This is a genomic window from Nostoc sp., from assembly GCF_036917315.1.
Classification (GTDB): Bacteria; Cyanobacteriota; Cyanobacteriia; order Cyanobacteriales; family Nostocaceae; genus Nostoc.
In genome coordinates this window covers 356733-375935 of record NZ_JBALDR010000048.1, presented here as the reverse complement: position 1 = coordinate 375935, position 19203 = coordinate 356733, and the positions used below count along the sequence as shown (strand labels likewise).

19 protein-coding genes are annotated in these 19203 nt (G+C 41.1%); 15 read left to right on the top strand and 4 right to left on the bottom strand.

The annotated features are described in order from the left end of the window. Positions 1 to 15: 15 nt before the first annotated feature. On the bottom strand, positions 16 to 1791 hold the full coding sequence (locus tag V7K84_RS22910) for an ABC transporter substrate-binding protein (protein ID WP_334841408.1): 1776 nt from the start codon (positions 1789 to 1791) through the stop codon (positions 16 to 18). 3 nt (positions 1792 to 1794) lie between these two features. Further along, positions 1795 to 2487, bottom strand: coding sequence for a hypothetical protein (locus V7K84_RS22905; RefSeq protein ID WP_334841407.1), 693 nt, complete (start codon positions 2485 to 2487; stop codon positions 1795 to 1797). 382 nt (positions 2488 to 2869) lie between these two features. On the opposite strand from V7K84_RS22905, the gene V7K84_RS22900 reads away from it, so the two are divergent. From V7K84_RS22900 to psb35, 5 genes are all read left to right on the top strand, one after another. Then, entirely contained in the window at positions 2870 to 3493 is a 624-nt protein-coding gene (locus V7K84_RS22900) for a Uma2 family endonuclease (protein ID WP_334841405.1), read from the top strand. Positions 3494 to 4051: 558 nt separating this feature from the next. Continuing rightward, positions 4052 to 5212, top strand: coding sequence for a KamA family radical SAM protein (locus V7K84_RS22895; protein ID WP_334841404.1), 1161 nt, complete (start codon positions 4052 to 4054; stop codon positions 5210 to 5212). Positions 5213 to 5439: 227 nt separating this feature from the next. Then, positions 5440 to 5826, top strand: coding sequence for an SET domain-containing protein (locus V7K84_RS22890; protein WP_334841402.1), 387 nt, complete (start codon positions 5440 to 5442; stop codon positions 5824 to 5826). A 39-nt stretch (positions 5827 to 5865) separates the two neighbouring features. Further along, positions 5866 to 6906 carry a D-alanine--D-alanine ligase family protein gene (locus tag V7K84_RS22885; protein ID WP_334841400.1) on the top strand — a complete coding sequence of 347 codons (1041 nt, stop codon included), beginning with the start codon at positions 5866 to 5868 and terminating at the stop codon, positions 6904 to 6906. A gap of 288 nt (positions 6907 to 7194) precedes the next feature. Beyond that, positions 7195 to 7422 (top strand): photosystem II assembly protein Psb35, encoded by a 228-nt coding sequence (gene psb35, locus V7K84_RS22880; protein ID WP_099102136.1) that lies wholly within the window; start codon positions 7195 to 7197, stop codon positions 7420 to 7422. Positions 7423 to 7763: 341 nt separating this feature from the next. Here psb35 and V7K84_RS22875 read toward each other — a convergent pair whose 3' ends face one another. Then, the gene (locus V7K84_RS22875; RefSeq protein ID WP_094347260.1) at positions 7764 to 8180 is read right to left on the bottom strand and encodes a cyclic nucleotide-binding domain-containing protein; all 417 of its coding nucleotides are present in this window, start codon (positions 8178 to 8180) and stop codon (positions 7764 to 7766) included. Positions 8181 to 8748: 568 nt separating this feature from the next. On the opposite strand from V7K84_RS22875, the gene V7K84_RS22870 reads away from it, so the two are divergent. The 3 genes from V7K84_RS22870 (at position 8749) to V7K84_RS22860 (ending at position 10683) form a co-directional block, all read left to right on the top strand. Beyond that, a complete protein-coding gene (locus V7K84_RS22870) occupies positions 8749 to 9423 on the top strand; it encodes a cadmium resistance transporter (protein ID WP_334841397.1) in 675 nt (224 codons plus the stop codon). 239 nt (positions 9424 to 9662) lie between these two features. After that, on the top strand, positions 9663 to 10331 hold the full coding sequence (locus tag V7K84_RS22865) for a pentapeptide repeat-containing protein (protein WP_334841502.1): 669 nt from the start codon (positions 9663 to 9665) through the stop codon (positions 10329 to 10331). Between the two features lie 226 nt (positions 10332 to 10557). Continuing rightward, complete coding sequence (locus V7K84_RS22860; RefSeq protein WP_334841396.1) at positions 10558 to 10683, top strand: hypothetical protein; 126 nt, start codon at positions 10558 to 10560, stop codon at positions 10681 to 10683. Positions 10684 to 11293: 610 nt separating this feature from the next. Here the strand turns inward: V7K84_RS22860 and V7K84_RS22855 are convergent. Continuing rightward, complete coding sequence (locus tag V7K84_RS22855; RefSeq protein ID WP_334841395.1) at positions 11294 to 12979, bottom strand: SulP family inorganic anion transporter; 1686 nt, start codon at positions 12977 to 12979, stop codon at positions 11294 to 11296. A gap of 228 nt (positions 12980 to 13207) precedes the next feature. Here V7K84_RS22855 and V7K84_RS22850 point away from each other — a divergent pair, with 228 nt between their 5' ends. The 7 genes from V7K84_RS22850 to V7K84_RS22820 all read left to right on the top strand — a co-directional run bounded on the left by V7K84_RS22850 (position 13208) and on the right by V7K84_RS22820 (position 19194). Next, positions 13208 to 13471 (top strand): type II toxin-antitoxin system HicB family antitoxin, encoded by a 264-nt coding sequence (locus V7K84_RS22850; RefSeq protein WP_334841393.1) that lies wholly within the window; start codon positions 13208 to 13210, stop codon positions 13469 to 13471. Positions 13472 to 13568: 97 nt separating this feature from the next. Next, on the top strand, positions 13569 to 13802 hold the full coding sequence (locus V7K84_RS22845) for a hypothetical protein (RefSeq protein ID WP_334841391.1): 234 nt from the start codon (positions 13569 to 13571) through the stop codon (positions 13800 to 13802). 186 nt (positions 13803 to 13988) lie between these two features. Then, entirely contained in the window at positions 13989 to 14399 is a 411-nt protein-coding gene (locus V7K84_RS22840; protein ID WP_334841390.1) for a hypothetical protein, read from the top strand. Between the two features lie 260 nt (positions 14400 to 14659). Then, on the top strand, positions 14660 to 14827 hold the full coding sequence (locus V7K84_RS22835; RefSeq protein ID WP_334841388.1) for a hypothetical protein: 168 nt from the start codon (positions 14660 to 14662) through the stop codon (positions 14825 to 14827). Then, the gene (locus V7K84_RS22830; RefSeq protein WP_334841386.1) at positions 14815 to 16407 is read left to right on the top strand and encodes a DnaJ domain-containing protein; all 1593 of its coding nucleotides are present in this window, start codon (positions 14815 to 14817) and stop codon (positions 16405 to 16407) included. Before V7K84_RS22835 ends, V7K84_RS22830 begins: the two co-directional genes overlap by 13 nt. A gap of 51 nt (positions 16408 to 16458) precedes the next feature. Then, a complete protein-coding gene (locus tag V7K84_RS22825; RefSeq protein WP_334841384.1) occupies positions 16459 to 17076 on the top strand; it encodes a Uma2 family endonuclease in 618 nt (205 codons plus the stop codon). Between the two features lie 666 nt (positions 17077 to 17742). Continuing rightward, a complete protein-coding gene (locus V7K84_RS22820; RefSeq protein ID WP_334841500.1) occupies positions 17743 to 19194 on the top strand; it encodes a glycoside hydrolase 100 family protein in 1452 nt (483 codons plus the stop codon). Positions 19195 to 19203: the final 9 nt, after the last annotated feature.

Sequence of the window (19203 nt, the reverse complement as noted above, 5' to 3'; positions counted from 1 at the left end):
TCACTAAATAAATCATCAGTGGCAACTACTTTCTAACTGTTTTATTTGTTCTTCTTGATATTCTTCAGGAACGAAACTGTAACCAAACTCAGAACACTTGGACTTGACAATTTTAGCTAATTCAACCTTTTCTTTTTTACGATTACCATTCTCAAACTTGATTAGATTTGTCTCATCAGCCCCCTTAGCTTCAAATCTAGGATCTGCTAAGTTATCTCGTAAATTTAAACGTGTTGGCTTATCTTTTATATTTATAAATAAGGCTTGAATCAAGACTTCAGCAGCATCGTAAGCTGTCACAGCCCAGGGACTAATTTCTCTACCTTGCCATAATTCTTCGGCTTTTTTAGCAAAATTGGATTGAGAAACTGTTGTTTGTATCCACGGAGTAGTCACTACTAAACGAGTTACAATATCTTCACCTAGTAGAAGTGTTTCATCAGTGAAAAGGGGATTTGCTCCTACCATCACAAAATCATTAGGACTAGCTTTGATTAATTTGAATGCATTACGTAGGCTATAGTTAGTGGTTCCTCCATCAGGAATAATGACAAAGGCTTTAACCCCTCTAGCATTTGCTTTTTTAATAGCATTCCTTGGCTTAAAGAAAGGGTTAGATAAACTAAAATCTCTATCTTGTAAATTATTTATTATGTCTATATGATATGCAGTGAAAGTATTATTTAATTCATTCAAAAATGATTTACTAAAATCACTGGATGGATTGTAAAAAACTGCTATTTCATGAATGTTTTTATTTTCTAGATAACGTGCTACAGATATAGTGTTTATCTTAAGAGAGGGTATTGTGCGGAAGAAAAAATCATCCTTTGGACGTGGAAGTTCTGCGGAAGTACTCCCAGGAGAAACCGATACTAACTTGCCCTTTTCATAAATATCCCTCGTTTGAAGAGTAAGATCACTGGCATAATGACCTATGACTGCAAGTATATGCTTTTGTTGTACCAAAGTTTTTGCAATTTCCCTAGCTCGATTAACGTCGTTTGCATCATCCGCTATCAATACTTTAAGACCAATTTGGGGCTGATATTCTTCTTTACTCAAGAACTGTTCTTGAGCTTGAGCAACTCCCCTTAAAATTTGTAATGAAGTATAGAGGTTGTTGTTTATAGGAACTACTACAGCAATTGTATAAGCTGGTTTTTTATCTCTTTCAATTCTGGCATTATTAAGATATATCAATGTTTCAGGATCATTTGGTTCTTTTCTTCTTACAATTTCAAGTAATTTAATAGCTGTTGGATAATCATTGTTCTTATAAGCCTCTATCCCCTTGCTTTTGTCATTTAAAATAGACCCTGAAATTAGAGAGTTTTCACCACAACTTAATGATTTAACGATTGAAAAGTTTATATTACTATTTTCCTTACTGTTTGGACAAATAGTAATAGTATTTGAAGAATTTAATGTTAATTTCCATATTAATATTGTTAACAATAACCCAATTCCCATGCTTCCGATAAAAATTATTATTTTTTTAAAATGTCTTCTTATTAGATTTTGATGTCTTTTACTGTTTGTTGGAGGCTCTAATATATTACCATTACCAACAGTAATTCCAGAGTTAGTTTCTTGTGATCTGATTTCTCGCTCTATTTTTTGAATTTCATTTTGGCGCTTTTTTATTTCTTCCTTTATTCGTGTAATATTATCTGTCCACTTAAGCCGTTGACCTGGATCGTTTTCACAACGCAGGTTATTTTCTAGGTCATTCAATAGCAAAAAATCTTTTGCCAGTTGCTCTTTGAGGACTTTGATCTGATCATCCATAGTTTAGTTTCTCCGCAACTTAGCTATTAACTGTTCCCAAGCAGACTTAATGTTCAAACCACTTCCAAGCTCCAACTCACCTTCGTACTCTACAAGCATCGGCACAATCGGTAGAGTTATTTTTAATTTATGTTTGGCATCTAGCTCAGGATCTTTAATAATTTCAGCTACTGCTACACTATTGAGAGGCAAAGCAGGAATTCGTTCTTCTAATGCTGCTAACATCTGTTGCATCTGTTGCTCTGAAATCAAGTTGCCTTCTAGTGCATCTATTAGGTTCTGAATCAAAACTAATTGTGTTTGGTCTAATTGCTGAGTAATAGCGCTAATTATGGTTTGTTCGATAGCATCATAGCGGTTTAATAGAGCTTGACGCATTTGATTCTGATTTTCATAAATGGCAACTTGACCATTTAGTAAAACATTTAACTTTGCATCCATCTCCTGCAATTGGCTTTCGACCTTCTGCATCTCAGCATTTGGAGTATTTGATAATTCTTGCTCTAGTTCAGCATACTCTTGCTTGTAGCGAGCAAGTGAATCCCATTGCCGCTCAATTTCCTGGCGATACCCAGCCTTGACACGAGGGTTTGTCTCGTAGCGCAATGCTTCTTCAAACTCCTTAAGCAATTCTTGGTCTTTGCTAATGTGTGTTTCCAAATCTTGTAGTCTCTGAGAAAAGCCTGGAGAGGGCATAAGGTTAATTTTTTACTTCCTAGATAGCTAACTTTGTAAATTGCAGATAGATTCAGTAAACTCAACAACACTTGGTTTTCATTCGGAACTCAACTGAAGTGAAACCATACCGTAATTACCCTAAATCCTTTTTAGTGTAGCAATGTCTTGCAGGCGCAGGGCGCGATCGCACCCCAAAAAATCCTTAGCTGATAAATAACTTAAATAACTCAACTTAAAAGCGATAGCTCCTGACACCAACCCAAGGTGCGATCGCCTTTTGTTACCCAACCTCAAGCCGTTGCTTCAGAACTACGGCAGGAAAATCAGCCAGAACTCATAGACAAAGCTCTACATCTTGGTAGGATTGAGTGAAGTACCCGTCAGCAAGGAAGCGAGGGCGATGTACGCAACCGTCACACAACCACTGACTTTTGAAGAGTTTCTTGCCTGGGACGATGGTTCAGGCAGAGAGTTTGAGCTATCGGATGGGATTCCCGTGCCATTATCAGAACCAAATGCAAATCATGAGGATTTGATCGAGCGACTGTGTACCTACTTAGAAAACCACTGCCAAGAAAATGACCTGCCTTACGTGTCGCGCCAGTCCAAGCAGGTTCGGCTGAAAACAGCATCAGAAGAAAAGGAAAAAAGCCGGAAAGCAGATATTGTCATATTTGCAAGAGTTGAATGGCAGAGGATGAAAACTATCTCTAGTTCTGCTGCTGCATATATTCCACCACCCGGAATCATTGAGGTCGTTAGCAACAACTGGAAGGACGACTATCTGACAAAACTTGCTGAATATGAGGAGTTGGGCGTTTTCGAGTACATCATTGTAGACTATGCTGCTTTTGGTGGCATTCGGTTCATTGGTTCTCCCAAGCAGCCAACCATTACAATCTACCAACTTGAAGGTGCAGAGTATTTAGCCCCAAAGGTGTTTAGAGGGCAGGATCGAATTGATTCTAGATTGTTTCCGAACATTGCCTTAACGGCTGAACAGATTTTTGCAATGAGTCGCTGATTAGCAACGACGATTTTTAGCTACCACTAACTAACTGCTTTCTGTCTTAGCTAATGTCGGAGCCATCAGTTGAATTTCTGGCGCCTCCACATTTTCTATTATTGGGATTTCTGGAGGATCTTCTGACATCACTCAAATTCACACAATACTTCGAGCAAATGCAGCGTGCGATCGCACCCCAAAAAATCCTTACATAATTAAATATCCGACATTGGTGTATGTATTAATACGACACAACAATACAGAAAGCCGATTGCTTCAAGGTAACAAAGACACTGTAAGAGCGATCGCTACGATCGCAGCATAAGTATTTCCTGTATAGGAAAATACTTATCGTGAACCTGGAAGTAGATTTTTTTATTTTAACTAAAAATCTAAGTAAACATACTAATACACTGTGACAGAAATTTGCTTACCTTTAACAAGGGACTTGAGCAGGAGCAATTCATGAATTGCTCCTACTTGTTTGCTTGCTTAATTGAGATGGTAGCTGGATTTGCGCTGCACTCTATTAGGCTGTGATTTGTTTATTATTCTCAGCTTAATTTCCGTCTAATCATGATCAAAAACACTATTCTAAATCCTCTAGTAACTGATATTCGGTGTGAAGAAATTTGTCAGATTTTGGGAGAGACTTACAACCAAGAACGCTGGAACGATTGGCGCTGGCAAATGCGGCATCGGTTGACTAAGCTGGAACACTTTCAGAAGTTATTAAGGCTTAGTAATACCGAAGAACAGGGACTTTTAATCGCACCAGAGAAGTTTGCTGTAGCTGTAACCCCATACTTTGCATCGCTACTCGATCCAGAAGATCCGCTTTGTCCACTACGGTTACAGGTGATACCACGGCAAGAAGAACTAATAGTTAGCCCAGCAGACATGGTAGATCCATGCGGTGAGGATGGTGACACTCCAGTACCAGGACTTGTACACCGCTATCCTGACCGAGTGTTGCTGCTTGCCCTAGATAGTTGCGCCGCTTATTGTCGTTACTGCACCCGCTCTCGTTTGGTGAGCCAAGGTGAGATGTACCCAGTAACGCGACGATTGGATGCGATCGCTGCTTATTTAGAGGAACACACCGAGATCCGTGACGTGCTAATTTCCGGTGGCGATCCTCTCTTGATGGCTGATGAACCTTTAGACAATTTGCTTAGGCGATTGCGTACCATTAAGCATATTGAATTTATCCGAATTGGTTCTCGTGTGCCGAGTTTTTTACCGCAGCGAATTACACCAGAACTGGTTGCCTTGCTTCGTAAACATCGTGTGTGGCTATCTTTGCACTTTTGTCATGTGCGGGAACTTACGCCAGAAGTGGCACAAGCTTGCGATCGCCTCGCTGATGGTGGCATTCCTCTAGGCAGCCAAACCGTACTGTTAAAAGGTGTGAATGATTCTGAAAAAGCCCTGAAGAATCTGTTTCACGGTCTTCTGAAGCTGCGCGTGCGACCTTATTATCTTTATCAATGCGATCCAGTTGTTGGCACCGCACATCTGCGAACAAGTGTGCAAACTGGGCTTGATTTAATTTCTAAATTACGCGGTCATACTACTGGCTACGCTGTACCAACTTATGTAATTGATGCCCCTGGCGGTGGTGGCAAAGTCCCAATTCAAGCCGAGACTCTAGTTGCTTATGAGAATGGGACAGCTACAGTGCAAAATTGGGCGGGTAAGACGTATACATATATAGATCCAGTTGAGCAAGGGTAATATCGTGTCCGGCTAAAGACTTATCATTATAGACCGCAACAGGCAAGGGAAAGAGGCTTTTCCGATTTTTGCACAGATGCGGTCATTATAAGTGATTAACCGGACTTGATATAACACTATATATTTGTACGCGAGTCGATCGCCATCATCTAAAAGAGCCGATTGGAATGTTTCTATTGAGTTCTTGGCAAAGCAAAAAACTAAGTAATAGCAGGAGATTAGTTGGAATGTTGATTGTTGGTAATACAAACCTAAAAGGTCGAGGTGTCTTTGCACAGAAGTGCTTTTTAAAAGGAGAACTCATTGAGAGAGTGCCAGTTGTTGTTATACCCGCAGAACAGGTTGAATTCCTAGATAAAACAATTTTGGGCAACTATTACTACGATTGGGAAGATAAAGCTGCGGCGATCGCTCTAAGTTTATCTTCCTTAATCAACCATTCCTACAATCCCAATAGTTATTATGTGAAAAAATTCGCTGACCGAGAGTTGGATCTGATTGCCTACCGAGATATAGAAGCGGGAGAAGAAATTACTGCTAACTATAACGGTTCTCCTGATAATAAATCACCTATATGGTTTGAGGTTGTTGATGAGATATTTTCACTTAATTAAGGATTTAGTAATCGAAATTCTTTAATTAAGACACCTAATTTGGACATTAAAGCTAATAGAGAAAGCTTTCTCGCTGGGAATTATCGGGCTATGGGATTATTCATTGGTCTGTGTTATGACCTGAAGGTAGACTACCTTAAGGCTGGTTTCAGTGCTTCTGAGGTGATGGAGTTCGACGATGAAGAAACTATCATCGGTCTAGAAACTGCACTATTTCAGTTAGATCATCAGGTTGAACGTGTCGGTAATGGTAGAGAACTTGCTGGACGCTTGGCAAAAGGCGATCGCTGGGATTTGATTTTCAATATTGCTGAGGGTTTAAAGGGTCGCTCTCGTGAAGCTCAAGTTCCGGCAATCTGTGAATTATTCGCTCAACCTTACACCTTTTCCGATCCGCTTACCTGTGCCCTGACGTTAGACAAAGCTCTAGCTAAAAGAGTAGTGCGCGATCGTGGTTTGCCGACAGCCTCCTTTGAGGTCGTGAATACTACCGCAGAAGCAGCAGATGTGTCGCTGCCAATGCCACTTTTCCTCAAGCCTATGGCGGAAGGCAGTTCTAAAGGGGTAACTGGGCGTTCTCTTGTCAAAGAACGCGAGGAACTAGTAAATACTTATCAAGCGTTACACGAACTTTTTCAGCAACCAATACTCGTAGAAACCTTTCTTCCTGGTAGAGAAGTAACAGTAGGCATTGTTGGCAACGGTAGTAACTCACGGGTAGTAGGTGTGATGGAAGTAATTTTTACAGGGCAAGCAGAAGCCTTCGCCTATACCACCCTCAACAAGGATGAGTATCTAGAACGGGTATCTTATCGTTTACTCATAGATCCTGAACCACTGGCAGCACAGGCAAGGCAACTAGCGCTGGATGCTTACCATACTCTTGGTTGCCGTGATGCTGCTCGGGTGGATCTGCGCTGCAATGCTAGTGGTGTATTACAATTTATGGAGCTTAACCCATTGCCAGGGCTACATCATATCCGCTCAGACTTGCCAATGATGGGACGTTTGGGTGGTGTGGCATACACAGAAATCATTGCTCAAATAGTCGAGTCTGCATGGCAAAGATATAAATGCTGAACAAAAGGCAGGGGGACAGGTGTGGGAGGTGTGGGAGGTGTGGGAGGTGTGGGAGGATGGGGAAGAAGTCTTACCCCCCACACTCCCCACACTCCCCACACTCCCCACACTCCCCACACTCCCCTGCCTACACTATGCGTGAGAAATCCGGGTCAGTTACTTCCCCCTCCCCTCTGCCCTTTTTTATGCAATATGAAGTTGCTCAAACTAAACTACAGAGGGATGTTAAGTGATACGCTCATCTTATAGTGTGTTAAATAGTGTTACCTAACTGTGGAGAATATACTCATGAATTTATTATTTATGCAAACAGCAGCACCAGCTATAGATGCTGCTCCTCATTTTCCAGTTGCTTTTACCTTGGTGTATGTCGTTGGTTTTATTGCTGCTGTCACTATTGGGTCAATAGCTTGGTACAACTCAAAACGCCCCGCAGGTTGGGAAAGCAAAGAACGTCCTGATTTTGTGCCTAAAGTTGATAAAGAAGAAACTCCAGGTCTGGGTGAACCTAAGTAATAAGCAGTGATGAGTGCTGAGTTTAATAATCAAACTTACAGCAGTTTTGATTTATTTTGAACCAAATTTTACATTATCCAGAACCCTTGTAGAGACGTAGCAGTGCTACATCTCTACATTTGCCTATTAACTCTGCAAAGAAGTTACAAAAAAAGGGTTGCAGGTTCGGGTGTAGAAAAGAAGAAGCAAAAAACCTATTGTTGCTGAGTTCAAAGCTCAGTTTAAAAAAGAATTGTATCGAGACGCGTAGCGCAACTTGCATTGCGTCCAAGTTTTCAATCTCACGTTTTTAAACGTGGGTTCCCTACACCCTATCCCCTATCTCCTACACCCTCTGAAATTTATATATCGTTCAATCTGCGAATCAGACGGGATAACTCACGAATGATATTCACCGCAATTTCGGGAGTTTCTTCAATCGCATCATATAGTTGCTCTTGCGTCAGTTCTAAAAATTCACAAGGTTCCAGAGTTGTGGCAGTGGCGGAGCGAGGTTGAGTATCAAATACTGCCATCTCACCAAAGTATTTTCCCTGTTCCACTTCTGCAAGTTGTTTGTTTCCAATGTGAACTTTAACTCGACCTGACACCACAATATAGAGCGATCGCCCTTCTTCTCCCTGTCGAAAGATGGTGTAATTAGCTGGGAATGACAATTCGTTCATCACTGAAGTGAGCCGCACAATAAAATCATCCCGCAATTCCTTAAAAATCGGGACTCGCCGGACAAATAATAAACGGTCAACACTGGTTAGCATAATTACAAGTTAAAAGTCCAACATTACGGAACATCTCAAAACTGAAGTCAGAAGGCGATTAGTCATATTACCGATGTTGAATGCTAGCCGTCAAGGATATCCGAGCCTTTACCATCTGATAAGGGTTCTCTTCAATAAGAGCAATGCCTGCGGCGGTAAACTACGCGCCTAAACTTCTCAGATATTAACTCAGTATTCGGTATGACGAACTGCTACTTTTCCCTATGCGGTTTAGCCGGAAGTGTTTTCGTCACTTACAGTACATTTGTCAATCACTTTTATTTATCTTTTTAAGAAACAAGAGTATTTGATCTTATTTCCTTGAAAGTCATAATATTGACTCCATGAGCTCCCAAGGTACCTTGCTGAGAAAAAAATCACCAATTTGATTGGAGGCGTAGTTTACCGCCGTAGGCATCGCCTCTAAAAATTGGGTAATTGGCTGATTAACAACGAATATCGATCGGTTGTCGTTAAAAAAACAGTCACAAAATCTCCTAACCTGCCCTCACATCGAGAAGCAGAGAGGACTAAGACAAACAGCATTGAATTACTGTGAGCAACAATTATGGCTTGGCTAATTAGTACATTCTTGATTGGAATCTCTGTCGCTTTTGCAACTACCTTTGACGACAACTTATATTTGACAGCTTTCTTCGGCAAAGTCAATCGTAACTTTCGTCCTAAACATATTGTGATCGGTGAATTTCTGGGATTTACAGCCTTAGTGTTTGCTAGTCTCCCTGGTTTTTTCGGTGGTCTGATTATTCCAACCACCTGGATTGGTTTGCTGGGTTTGCTTCCCGTCGCCATTGGTATCAGTAATCTCATCAGTCGAGAAGAAGAGGGAGAGACAGTACAAGCTGTATCAGTTGACTTCACCTCTCCGGCAAAATCTGTACGCCAGAAGAAATCACTATTAGCAACCATCCGCGATCCGCAAACCTACCGCGTTTCCAGTGTCACCATTGCCAATGGAGGAAACAATATTGGAATTTATGTACCGTTGTTTGCCAGTAGCAATCTTCCAAGTTTGGGTGTAATTCTCTGTGTTTGCTATTTCACTGTTGGGGTGTGGTGTTTCCTCTCTTACAACCTGACTCGTAATCCTCTCATGGCTCCCGTTTTAACTCGCTACGGTCGGAAAATCTTCCCCTTTGTCTTAATTTACTTGGGACTCTCCATCTTGATTAAAAGTGAAACATATCGACTTTTACCTAGTTTGGCAATGCTTGGGAACTAAGTATGAGGCGATCGCCCCCTCCAGTGGATGCTCCACGCGATCGCAATTCTTGATGTCAGCCAAAAAATCAGCGATCGTTTCCCATCCACAAAGATTTATTAATCACTTAATTTTATCAATATGAATAACAATAATATTTGCTCTTATCAATCAACTTATCTAAAGTGAGAATAAAGCACATTATCGATGGCTCTTATAAAAGCAAGCCCACCAATAGGAATCAGATTATGAAGGAACTAATGAATCAATCAAACTCTAAAAAATTAACTCAGTGGCTCGTAACAGCAGTATTTCTGGTAGTTGTAGCGGGATTTACTCTGCTTATCCAGCCCAGCGCTAGAGCGCAAACACTAGCTCCATCCATACCTACGGAATCTGAACTAACTCCAGTTGAATTACCAATGGACTCTGTAACAGCACCAGTCATATCACCGATATCGCCAATGCAGCCTGTGACAGCACCAGTCATATCACCGATTGTATCGCCAATAGTGTCTGTAGCAGATAACGTTAGACATTTATTACAAACCAATGAATGTGTCGGCTGTAACTTGGCTGGAGCAATGTTAAAGGACGCAAACCTGCAAGCAGCAAACTTGGAAGGTGCTAACTTACAAAATGCAGACTTAGAAAGAGCTAACTTGCAGCAAACAAACTTACAAGGGGCTAACTTTCAAGGAGCAGATTTAGGCAAGGTAAACCTTTGGGGAGCAAACCTGGTCGGAGCAAACCTTTTTGATGCAGACTTAGAGAAAGCCAACCTCTTGGGAGCCAATCTGCAAACCGCTAACCTACAAAACGCAGACTTAGAAAATACAAATCTGACAAATGCAAACATCCAGGGAGCTAACCTGATGGGCGTTGATTTGGAAGATGCAATCAGACCGGAAGGATTCGCTATTCAGTGATTAAACTGAAGTTCTCCGTACAAATTTCCTAAAAAACCTTAAAAGCCTGATTCAATAATGAATACAGGCTTTATTTTAATATTTATAAGGTCGCCGCGATCGCTGCGGTTGCCACAATTTTAATGATATAAAGCGTGTTTTATATCATGTCCGGGTAATTGTTATAGCGTTTCTCTGCCCTTGTGAGGTAGAAGAACCCCACCTCTTAATCCTGGATTTCTCTCTTGTGAGAAATCCAAAGGGTGTGGGAGGTGTGGGAGGTGTGGGAGGATGGAGAAGAAGTCTTACTCCCCACACTCCCCACACTCCTCTTCCCCTGAAGCCTACACTATGCGTGAGAAATCCGGGTTAATCCCCTCCCCGCAAGCGGGGTTAATGGTGTACACACAAGTATGACCAACATAGGTTTCAACTCTTCTAGTAGTTTCGTAGGGTGCGTTATGGACACACCAAAATAACAAATGAGTACGCCGAAATAACAAATGAGTACTCTGAAATAACAAATGCGTACGCCGAAATAACAAATGAGTACGCCGAAATAACAAATGAGTACTCCGAAATAACAAATGAGTACTCCGAAATAACAAATGCGTACTCCGAAATAACAAATGAGTACGCCGAAATAACAAATGCGTACTCCGAAATAACAAATGCGTACGCCAAAATAACAAATGAGTACGCCGAAATAACAAATGAGTACGCCGAAATAACAAATGCGTAGGCGTAGCCAGGCGTAGACATCGCCATATTGCAACAATTTAGCTTTGTCACGCCAGCGTAACCCACTGCAAATCTTTGGTAGATGAAGTTTTTCTGACTTGTGTATACACCGTAGGCTCTTCGGGAGCAAAGACGAAGCGCAGCTTTGGCGGTGTGGGGTTCTTCGGGTTTAATAAGTAATCAAGCGGACATAATATTACTTCTGAATTCGACAGTTCTGACTCCTGAATTCTGCTGTATTATCAGTCAATTAATTCCAGTAATTCTTTTGTTTTCAAATCAGCTGCTACAGGTTGAGAACATGCAATCTGAGGAGAGATAGAGCAAATTGCCTCTGTGGTTGTTTCAAAACAATTTGATAACCCAATTGTATTTAACAATCCTGTACGTTCTAGTAGTTGTTGGACTTCAGGTTGTAAACCTGTGAGAATTAAGCGGCAATTGTGCCGTTCCAAGTCATGATAAATATCTTCTAAGGCTACTAATCCAGTTGTGTCCATATTTGGTACAAACCGCAACCGGAGAATTAAATACTTTACTTCCGGTTCATCGCGGAGGAAAGTAGCAAACCGTTCAGCAGCACCAAAAAATACGGGGCCATCTACCCGATAAACGGCGATTTCCTTACCTAATTCCAGAGGAGTACCAGGGGGAAACACTTCAGTTTCAGGTATTTTAACTAAGCTTAAATCGCTCATCCGTTTGATGAACAAGGCTCCGGCTGCAATCAATCCCACTTCGACAGCGAGAACTAAGTCAAACAAGATTGTCACTAGCCAGGTGAGAATCATCACCGCAAAGTCTGAGTAGGTAGCACGCATCAATAAACCAATCGCTTCCCACTCAATCATTCGCAAGCTCACCACCATCAGAATCCCAGCAAGTGCTGCTAAAGGAATCTGGGCTGCTAGGGGTGCTAAAGTTAAAACAATAATCGCTAAGGCAACACCGTGAATTACGCCAGATAGTCGGGTTTTGCCGCCAGAACGGACATTCACAGCAGTTCGAGCGATCGCACCTGTGGCAGGGATGCCCCCAAAAAATGGCACAATCATATTAGCCAAACCTTGACCAATTAATTCGCGATCGCTATTATGTTTTTCGCTGACAGTCATGCCATCAGCCACCACCGCCGATAATAAAGATTCAATACTTCCCAGTGCAGCTAAAGCCAAAGCCGGGTTAATTAGTTCTCGAATCACACTAAAATCATTCCAGTGGGGAATACCTTGAGGCATCGGTAAAGATTGAGGAATCGTGCCAATTGTTGGTACATTCAGATGGAAAGCAGAAGCGATCGCAGTTGCTAACACCAGCCCCACTAAAGAACCTGGTATTGTCGTATTGATCCTCGGCCATAAAAGATTAGTTGCAATCACCACAACTGCCAAGGCAACTGCTGCCCAGTTTAGAGCTTCTACATGAGTTAGACTTTGCCAAAGTCCCGGTAAAAAATGTTCGCTACGTGGTAATTTTAAACCAAAGAAATTATTTAACTGACCACAAAAAATAATCACGGCAATACCATTAGTAAAACCTGCCGTTACCGGATAGGGAATAAACTTTACTAACTGTCCAAGTTTGGCAACCCCCAAGGCAATTTGGATAATCCCAGCCATCACCCCAGCAATCCAAACTTTCTCAAGGCCGTACTTGGCGACAATTCCCACCAAAACTACAGCCATTGCACCTGTTGGCCCTGTAATCTGTACTGAGGAACCACCAAAAATTGCGGCGACAATTCCCGCCACAATCGCGGTGTAAAGTCCCGCTTTTGGTTCCACACCACTGGCCACCGCAAAGGCTAAAGCCAAAGGCAATGCTACCACCGCTGCTGTTAGCCCTCCCGTCAAATCGCCACGCAGTCCACCAAACAAGCTACCCAGCCGCAAAAGCTGTGGTTCTTTGAGGATATTAGATGTTGCCATATCGTCATTTTCTACTCTTGTACACAATTTGTTGAAGCACACACAAATGTTATTCCATCTTTTCGGTAGATTTCATCATGGTTGTTGATAATTCCCTGATTGCGTATGGGTTTTGGTTCAAGTTAGCCTATTTGCTGATTAATAAAAGCGCAAGTTTGCTTGACATAATGGATATGGTGTGTATATGGAGGTTGGCGATCGCTACAGAGTTCTTTAGCAGGCCGACAGATGGTAGATTTGATAGCTCTGGCTTTTTTGTTTTATCCAGGAATCGCTTGTACTAAAATATCTTCATTATCTTCACTGGCTATGAACTTCACCATAGAGATTGAACTAGAAGAGGATGGACGCTTTCTGGCTGAAGTGATTGATTTTCCTGGTGTACTGGCTTATGGGCAGACACAAGAAGAAGCAGTTGCTAGAGTTCAAGCATTAGCACTGCGTGTTTTGGCAGATAAGCTCGAATATGAGGAAGTAACGCACAGCAGCTAGCGCCAGTACAGCCCAAAATTTTGATGTTTTTAAACAAATAAGTCTATTTTTAGTATTAACTTTATAATTTATATGAGTACAAATTTGGTAAATACCAATGTTGCAATCCATTGAAGGAGTGTATAGGAACGGTAATATACAACTTTCAGAATTACCATCTGATGTATCAGAAAGCCGTGTCATTGTAACTTTTTTAGAACCCAAACAAGCTCCAATCCAAAAGCAGATAATGCAGTTTGGTATGTTTTCTGGGAATAAACAATCAGCAGAAAACGATTTTAAAATTACTGAATTTCATGGAGATACCGAAGACGGCTTAGACTGGTCATAGGTAATTATGAAGTACGTGATTGATACTCATGCTTTTATCTAAACCTCATAAATAAACTGGTGGATTTGAGGATTTTAGCTTTTTTCTGCTTTACGGAAATTTCTGATGGCGTTGTAGGTTTTGTTTCTTAAGCTGAAATAGATCGCTTCTGTGATTTATCAAAATTAAATTAAGACAAAAAATCTCATGCAACGTTTATTTCAAAGCGCTAAAAGACTAATTTCGATGTGCTTAGTTACACTGCTTATAGTAACTAGCGCTCTAACGATTTCACCAGCTCCTGCTCAGGCAGCAACAGGAAATGTGATAGTTTTCAACTGTGAGTCAGGCAGTAACTGTGGAAATCTTGCGGCGTTTGTTGCTGGGGTGGGTTCGGGCAGCGCGGTAACGCTGATTGCTACCGGGCACACAGCAGTTCTAGCAGGGGCAGGGGCTGCGGTTGGTTCAGCAGTAGCAGCAGCAGCGACTGGAACTTTAACTGCGGTTGGATCAGCCATAGCAGCTCCGGTATTACTTCCAGTAGCTGCAACAGCAGCAGTTGGCTATGTTGGATACGGCGCATGGAAAGCTTTTAACCACAAAGAGCCAAACCCTTGAATTTAGTTGATTACATAGAGTTGTGCAAGATTAAATTTAAACTTTGCACAGCACCTCTGGGACAAATATTATTTTTAGCCCTTCGGTGAACTTACCGAAGGGCTTTCACTATTTCAAAAATCTCTCTTCCTCTGCGCCTCTGCGGTTTATTTTTATTAAAAACTTACATATCCTATCAAGATTTCATAAATTTCCCTGAACTCAGAAAAATTTACCAAGTCTATGCTGTAAGGAACTTAAACTACCTATACATACAACCAGTGACACAAAACTCTAAAACAGGCGCAGCATTCATTGCAGGCGGAACCATAACAGGCGCTGGTGTTTCCGCAACAGTAGGCGGGATGGGACTAGCAGGCGGATTTGGCGCTGTTGGAATTGGTGCAACTCCTGTAGTCGGTGCTGGCGCTGTGCTGTGGCTGGTGTAGCTGCTTATGGCGCTTTTAAAGCCATAGTAGAGGGAGATGCAGCTGCGATCGCTACAATGGGAATTGGCGCAGTCGGCGGTGCTGGTGTTTATAGCATCGTTGGTGGTATGGGTTTAGTCGCACCGAAAGTAGGGCTGGCATTTGGGATTGGTGCAGTACCGATGGCAGGAATTGGTGCAGTAGTAGGACTCGCCGCCTATGGTATTGCCAAACTTTTAGACGAATCTGGAATTAGCGAAACTCCAGCACAGCTTTTTGAGCGAATGGAAGAGAAAGTTTTGCAGATGGGCTACTATTCCGAAGCAGTGATGGAATTAGAAGCATTTTTATCTGGTGAGGATCTCAACCAAAAATTTGCTGGTTTGGAAGTCGAAGATGAGTTACAAGCACTTAAGGCTGAATTCAAGAAAAAATCAGAATTTGCTACGCCTAAAGCTTCTATTCCCAATATTGAAGCAGAAAAAATATCTCTGAGAACCCAGCTACCTGAAACTTGGAGATGTGTACGCACACTCAAGAGTCACTTAGCGGCAGTTAATGCGATCGCAATCAGTCCTGATGGTACTACCTTAATTAGTGGCAGTAATGACAGACAAGTTAATTTGTGGAATTTGAAAACCGGAAAATGGCTTTACACATTCTCTGGACAAGCAGAAGCAGTTTTATCTGTTGCGATCAGCCCTGATGGAAAGCAGATTGCAAGTGGTAGTGTCGATTGCAAAATCAGCAGTTGGCAGATGGACACAAAAAAATTTATCCGCACATTCTTTTATTTAAACTCTAGTTATAGTCATAATGGTTTTGTTAACTCAGTAGCCTACAGTCCTGATGGGGCAATTCTTGCAAGTGGTGCTGCCGATAAAACGATTAGAATTTGGGGACGCTACACGGGGACAGTAAAACGCACCTTGAATGGACACTCAGGCGCAATTTTGTCTGTCACCATCAGTCCCGATGGTAAAATCCTTGCAAGTGGTAGCGCCGATAAGACAATTAGAATTTGGGATGTCAAAACTTGGGAACAACGCTATATTCTCACTGAACATTTGGGTGCAGTGAATACAGTTGCAATCAGTTTTAACAGTCAAACTCTTATTAGTGGTAGCACAGACACCACAATTAAACTGTGGAATCTCCAAACTGGAGAATTACTTTCCACTTTAACTGGACACTCAACGGCGGTTTTGTCTGTTGCTATCAGCCCCGATGGTAAAACCCTCGCCAGTGCCAGCCGAGACGGTACAATCAAACTTTGGAACCTCCACACGGGAGAAGTACTACAAAGTCTTTCTGGGTGTAATCCGGTTGCTTTCAGCCCTGATGGGAAAACGCTGGTAAGTGGCGGTAATGGCGGAAGCATCAAGATTTGGAGTCAATTTACTCTCGATGGATTATCTGGGGAATGGTGGGAAGTCTTGGGTGTAAATCAGAGCGATCGCCCCAATGTTGTTAAACTTGCCTACCTTCGATTAGCAAGATTGTATCATCCTGATGTTAATAGTTCTACAATTGCAAAAGCCTCAATGCAAACAATTAATCGAGCTTATAAAGAATTCCAACAGCAGGTAACATCAAGTTAGCAGTTTATCGATACTAGTCAAAATATGAATAATATTTGAGGAAATAGTGTTATGTTTCAACATTTAGTAGAGTCGATAAATTTTGAAGATTTTGTCGAATGGAAACCGGAGAACGGCAGATATGAATTACATAAAGGAGTAATAGTTGAAATGCAGCCGACTGGGGAACATGAGTTAGTCAGAGCATTTCTAATTAGAGAACTCAATTTTGAGATTCGGAGGTTTAACCTAGCTTATTCGATTCCTGCTCAAGCATTAATCAAATCTGTCGATCAAAAATCTGGTTATATTCCAGATGTGCTGGTATTGAATATCCCTAACTTAATTAATGAACCACTTTGGAAAAAATCATCAACAGTTACTCAAGCCGCATCAATTCCATTAGTAGTAGAAGTTGTGAGTACAAATTGGCGAGATGATTACTTTCTCAAATTTGCGGAATATGAAGAAATTGGAATTTCAGAATATTGGATTGTTGACTATGCTGCTCTTGGTGGAAAACGGTTTATCGGCAATCCGAAACAACCGACAATATCAGTTTACAGATTAGTGGAAGGTGAGTACCAAGTAACTCAGTTTTGTGGTAATGACCAAATTCAATCGCCAACTTTAATAGAGCTGAATCTAACTGCTGAACAAGTGTTTAAGGCTGCTTCGGGAGAACAGTAATGAACATAACTTTGCTAATCTCAGTACTTGTGTACTTTGTATATTCTCTGTACCTTATGGGCGGTATTTCGACTCAGTACTCTTTATTGTTTTTGGCTATACTCCCATAAACGTCCCGTTTCATCTGTCAGTAGGGTAAGATATTTAACCCTTGAGAAGTATTGACATATTAAAATATTCTAGCTTTCATCTTGCATATTCTGAAAAAACGTTATAAATTATTAGATAATAGGGGAATAATCTGACTTCTTAGTGTCAAAAACCAATCCTGCTCAAGTAAATATACTGCAACCAGTTTTAACTTCACACAAACCCTAAACAGCACTGAATATATGTTTTTGTTTGGTAAAGGGATGATTCTGGACAGACAACAGAACAATAAATAATCTAAAAGTATATCTTAGGTGACTGTTTTTAGAAATCATGTTACTACTTCTGGTGGAGAACAACAACTAGAATTCACCAAAATAGTAATAGATTACAAGCAATTAACTAACAATAAATTTGCTAACATTTATGCAAATTTATTCCTTGTTAGTTGATTATTTTTTTTGCACAATTATCTTTGCTATTCAAAGAATCGTTTTTGTTATGCTGAGAAGAGCAAAAATAATAAATGAAGACCATCTACCACAAATTCACAATCCTTATGGAGTTATTCTGGCAATGCACTTAAACGAATTGGAAAGTAGTGAAAATTTAAAAGAAGTGGAAGAAGCATGGCTAGCACTAGAAAAATCAATTCTCTATTATCAAGGTCGCCCTGTTGGGACAGTAGCCGCTTATGATGCTTCTGTAGAAGCGCTCAATTACGATCAGTGCTTTGTCCGAGATTTTGTTTCTTCAGCTCTAATTTTCTTGATTAAAGGTAGAACCGATATTGTTCGTAATTTCTTAGAAGAAACCTTAAAGTTACAGCCTAAAGAAAAGGCATTAGATGCCTATAAGCCAGGACGTGGATTAATACCAGCTAGCTTTAAAGTGGTATCAGATAATGGACAAGAATATTTAGAAGCTGACTTTGGCGAACATGCGATCGCTAGAGTTACACCTGTAGATTCTTGCTTATGGTGGATTATTTTGTTGCGCGCTTATATAGTCGCCACAAAAGATTTTTCTCTCGCCTATCAACCTGAATTCCAAAATGGAATCAGGTTAATCATGGAAATCTGCTTGGCGAATCGTTTTGATATGTACCCAACGCTATTGGTTCCAGATGGCGCTTGTATGATTGACCGTCGTATGGGCATTTATGGGCATCCTCTAGAATTGCAAGTCCTCTTTTACACGGCATTGCGTGCATCTCGTGAACTGCTAATTTGTAAAGGTAATTCTGATATTGTTGAAGCCATTGATAACCGCTTGCCTCTTTTATGCGCTCATATTCGCCAGCATTATTGGATAGATATTAATCGTCTGAATGCAATTTATCGTTTCAAAAGTGAAGAATATGGTAAGGGTGCTGTTAATCTATTCAACATATATGTAGATTCTGTTCCCTATTATGAATTAGATAAGTGGTTGCCAAAAAAAGGTGGTTATTTAGCAGGTAATGTCGGTCCATCGCAGCTAGATACTCGCTTCTTTTCCCTCGGAAACTTAATGGCAATCATTTCCGACTTAGCCACCGAAGAACAGTCACAAGCGATTATGACTCTCATTGAAGATCGATGGGATGATTTGGTGGGAGATATGCCCATGAAAATTTGTTTCCCAGCTTTGGAACATGAAGAATACAGAATTGTGACTGGATGCGACCCCAAAAATATACCTTGGTCGTATCATAATGCTGGTAGTTGGCCTGTTTTAATGTGGATGTTGGCGGCGGCGGCTGTCAAAACTAATAGAACACATCTCGCACAAAAGGCGATTGAAGTTGCCCAAGGACGCCTCAGTACAGATGAATGGCCAGAGTATTACGACGGTAAGAAAGGGCGACTGATTGGAAAACAAGCTAGAAAATATCAAACTTGGACAATTACTGGGTTCTTATTAGCAAAAGAATTGATGGCAGACCCCAGTTCTTTACCATTAATCAGCTTTGGGAAATTACCAGCAGAACAGGTTTCTAGAGCGTGTGAGTTTGAAATTGCCAGTGTAGACCCGTATATGTCTTAATAGGGAAGT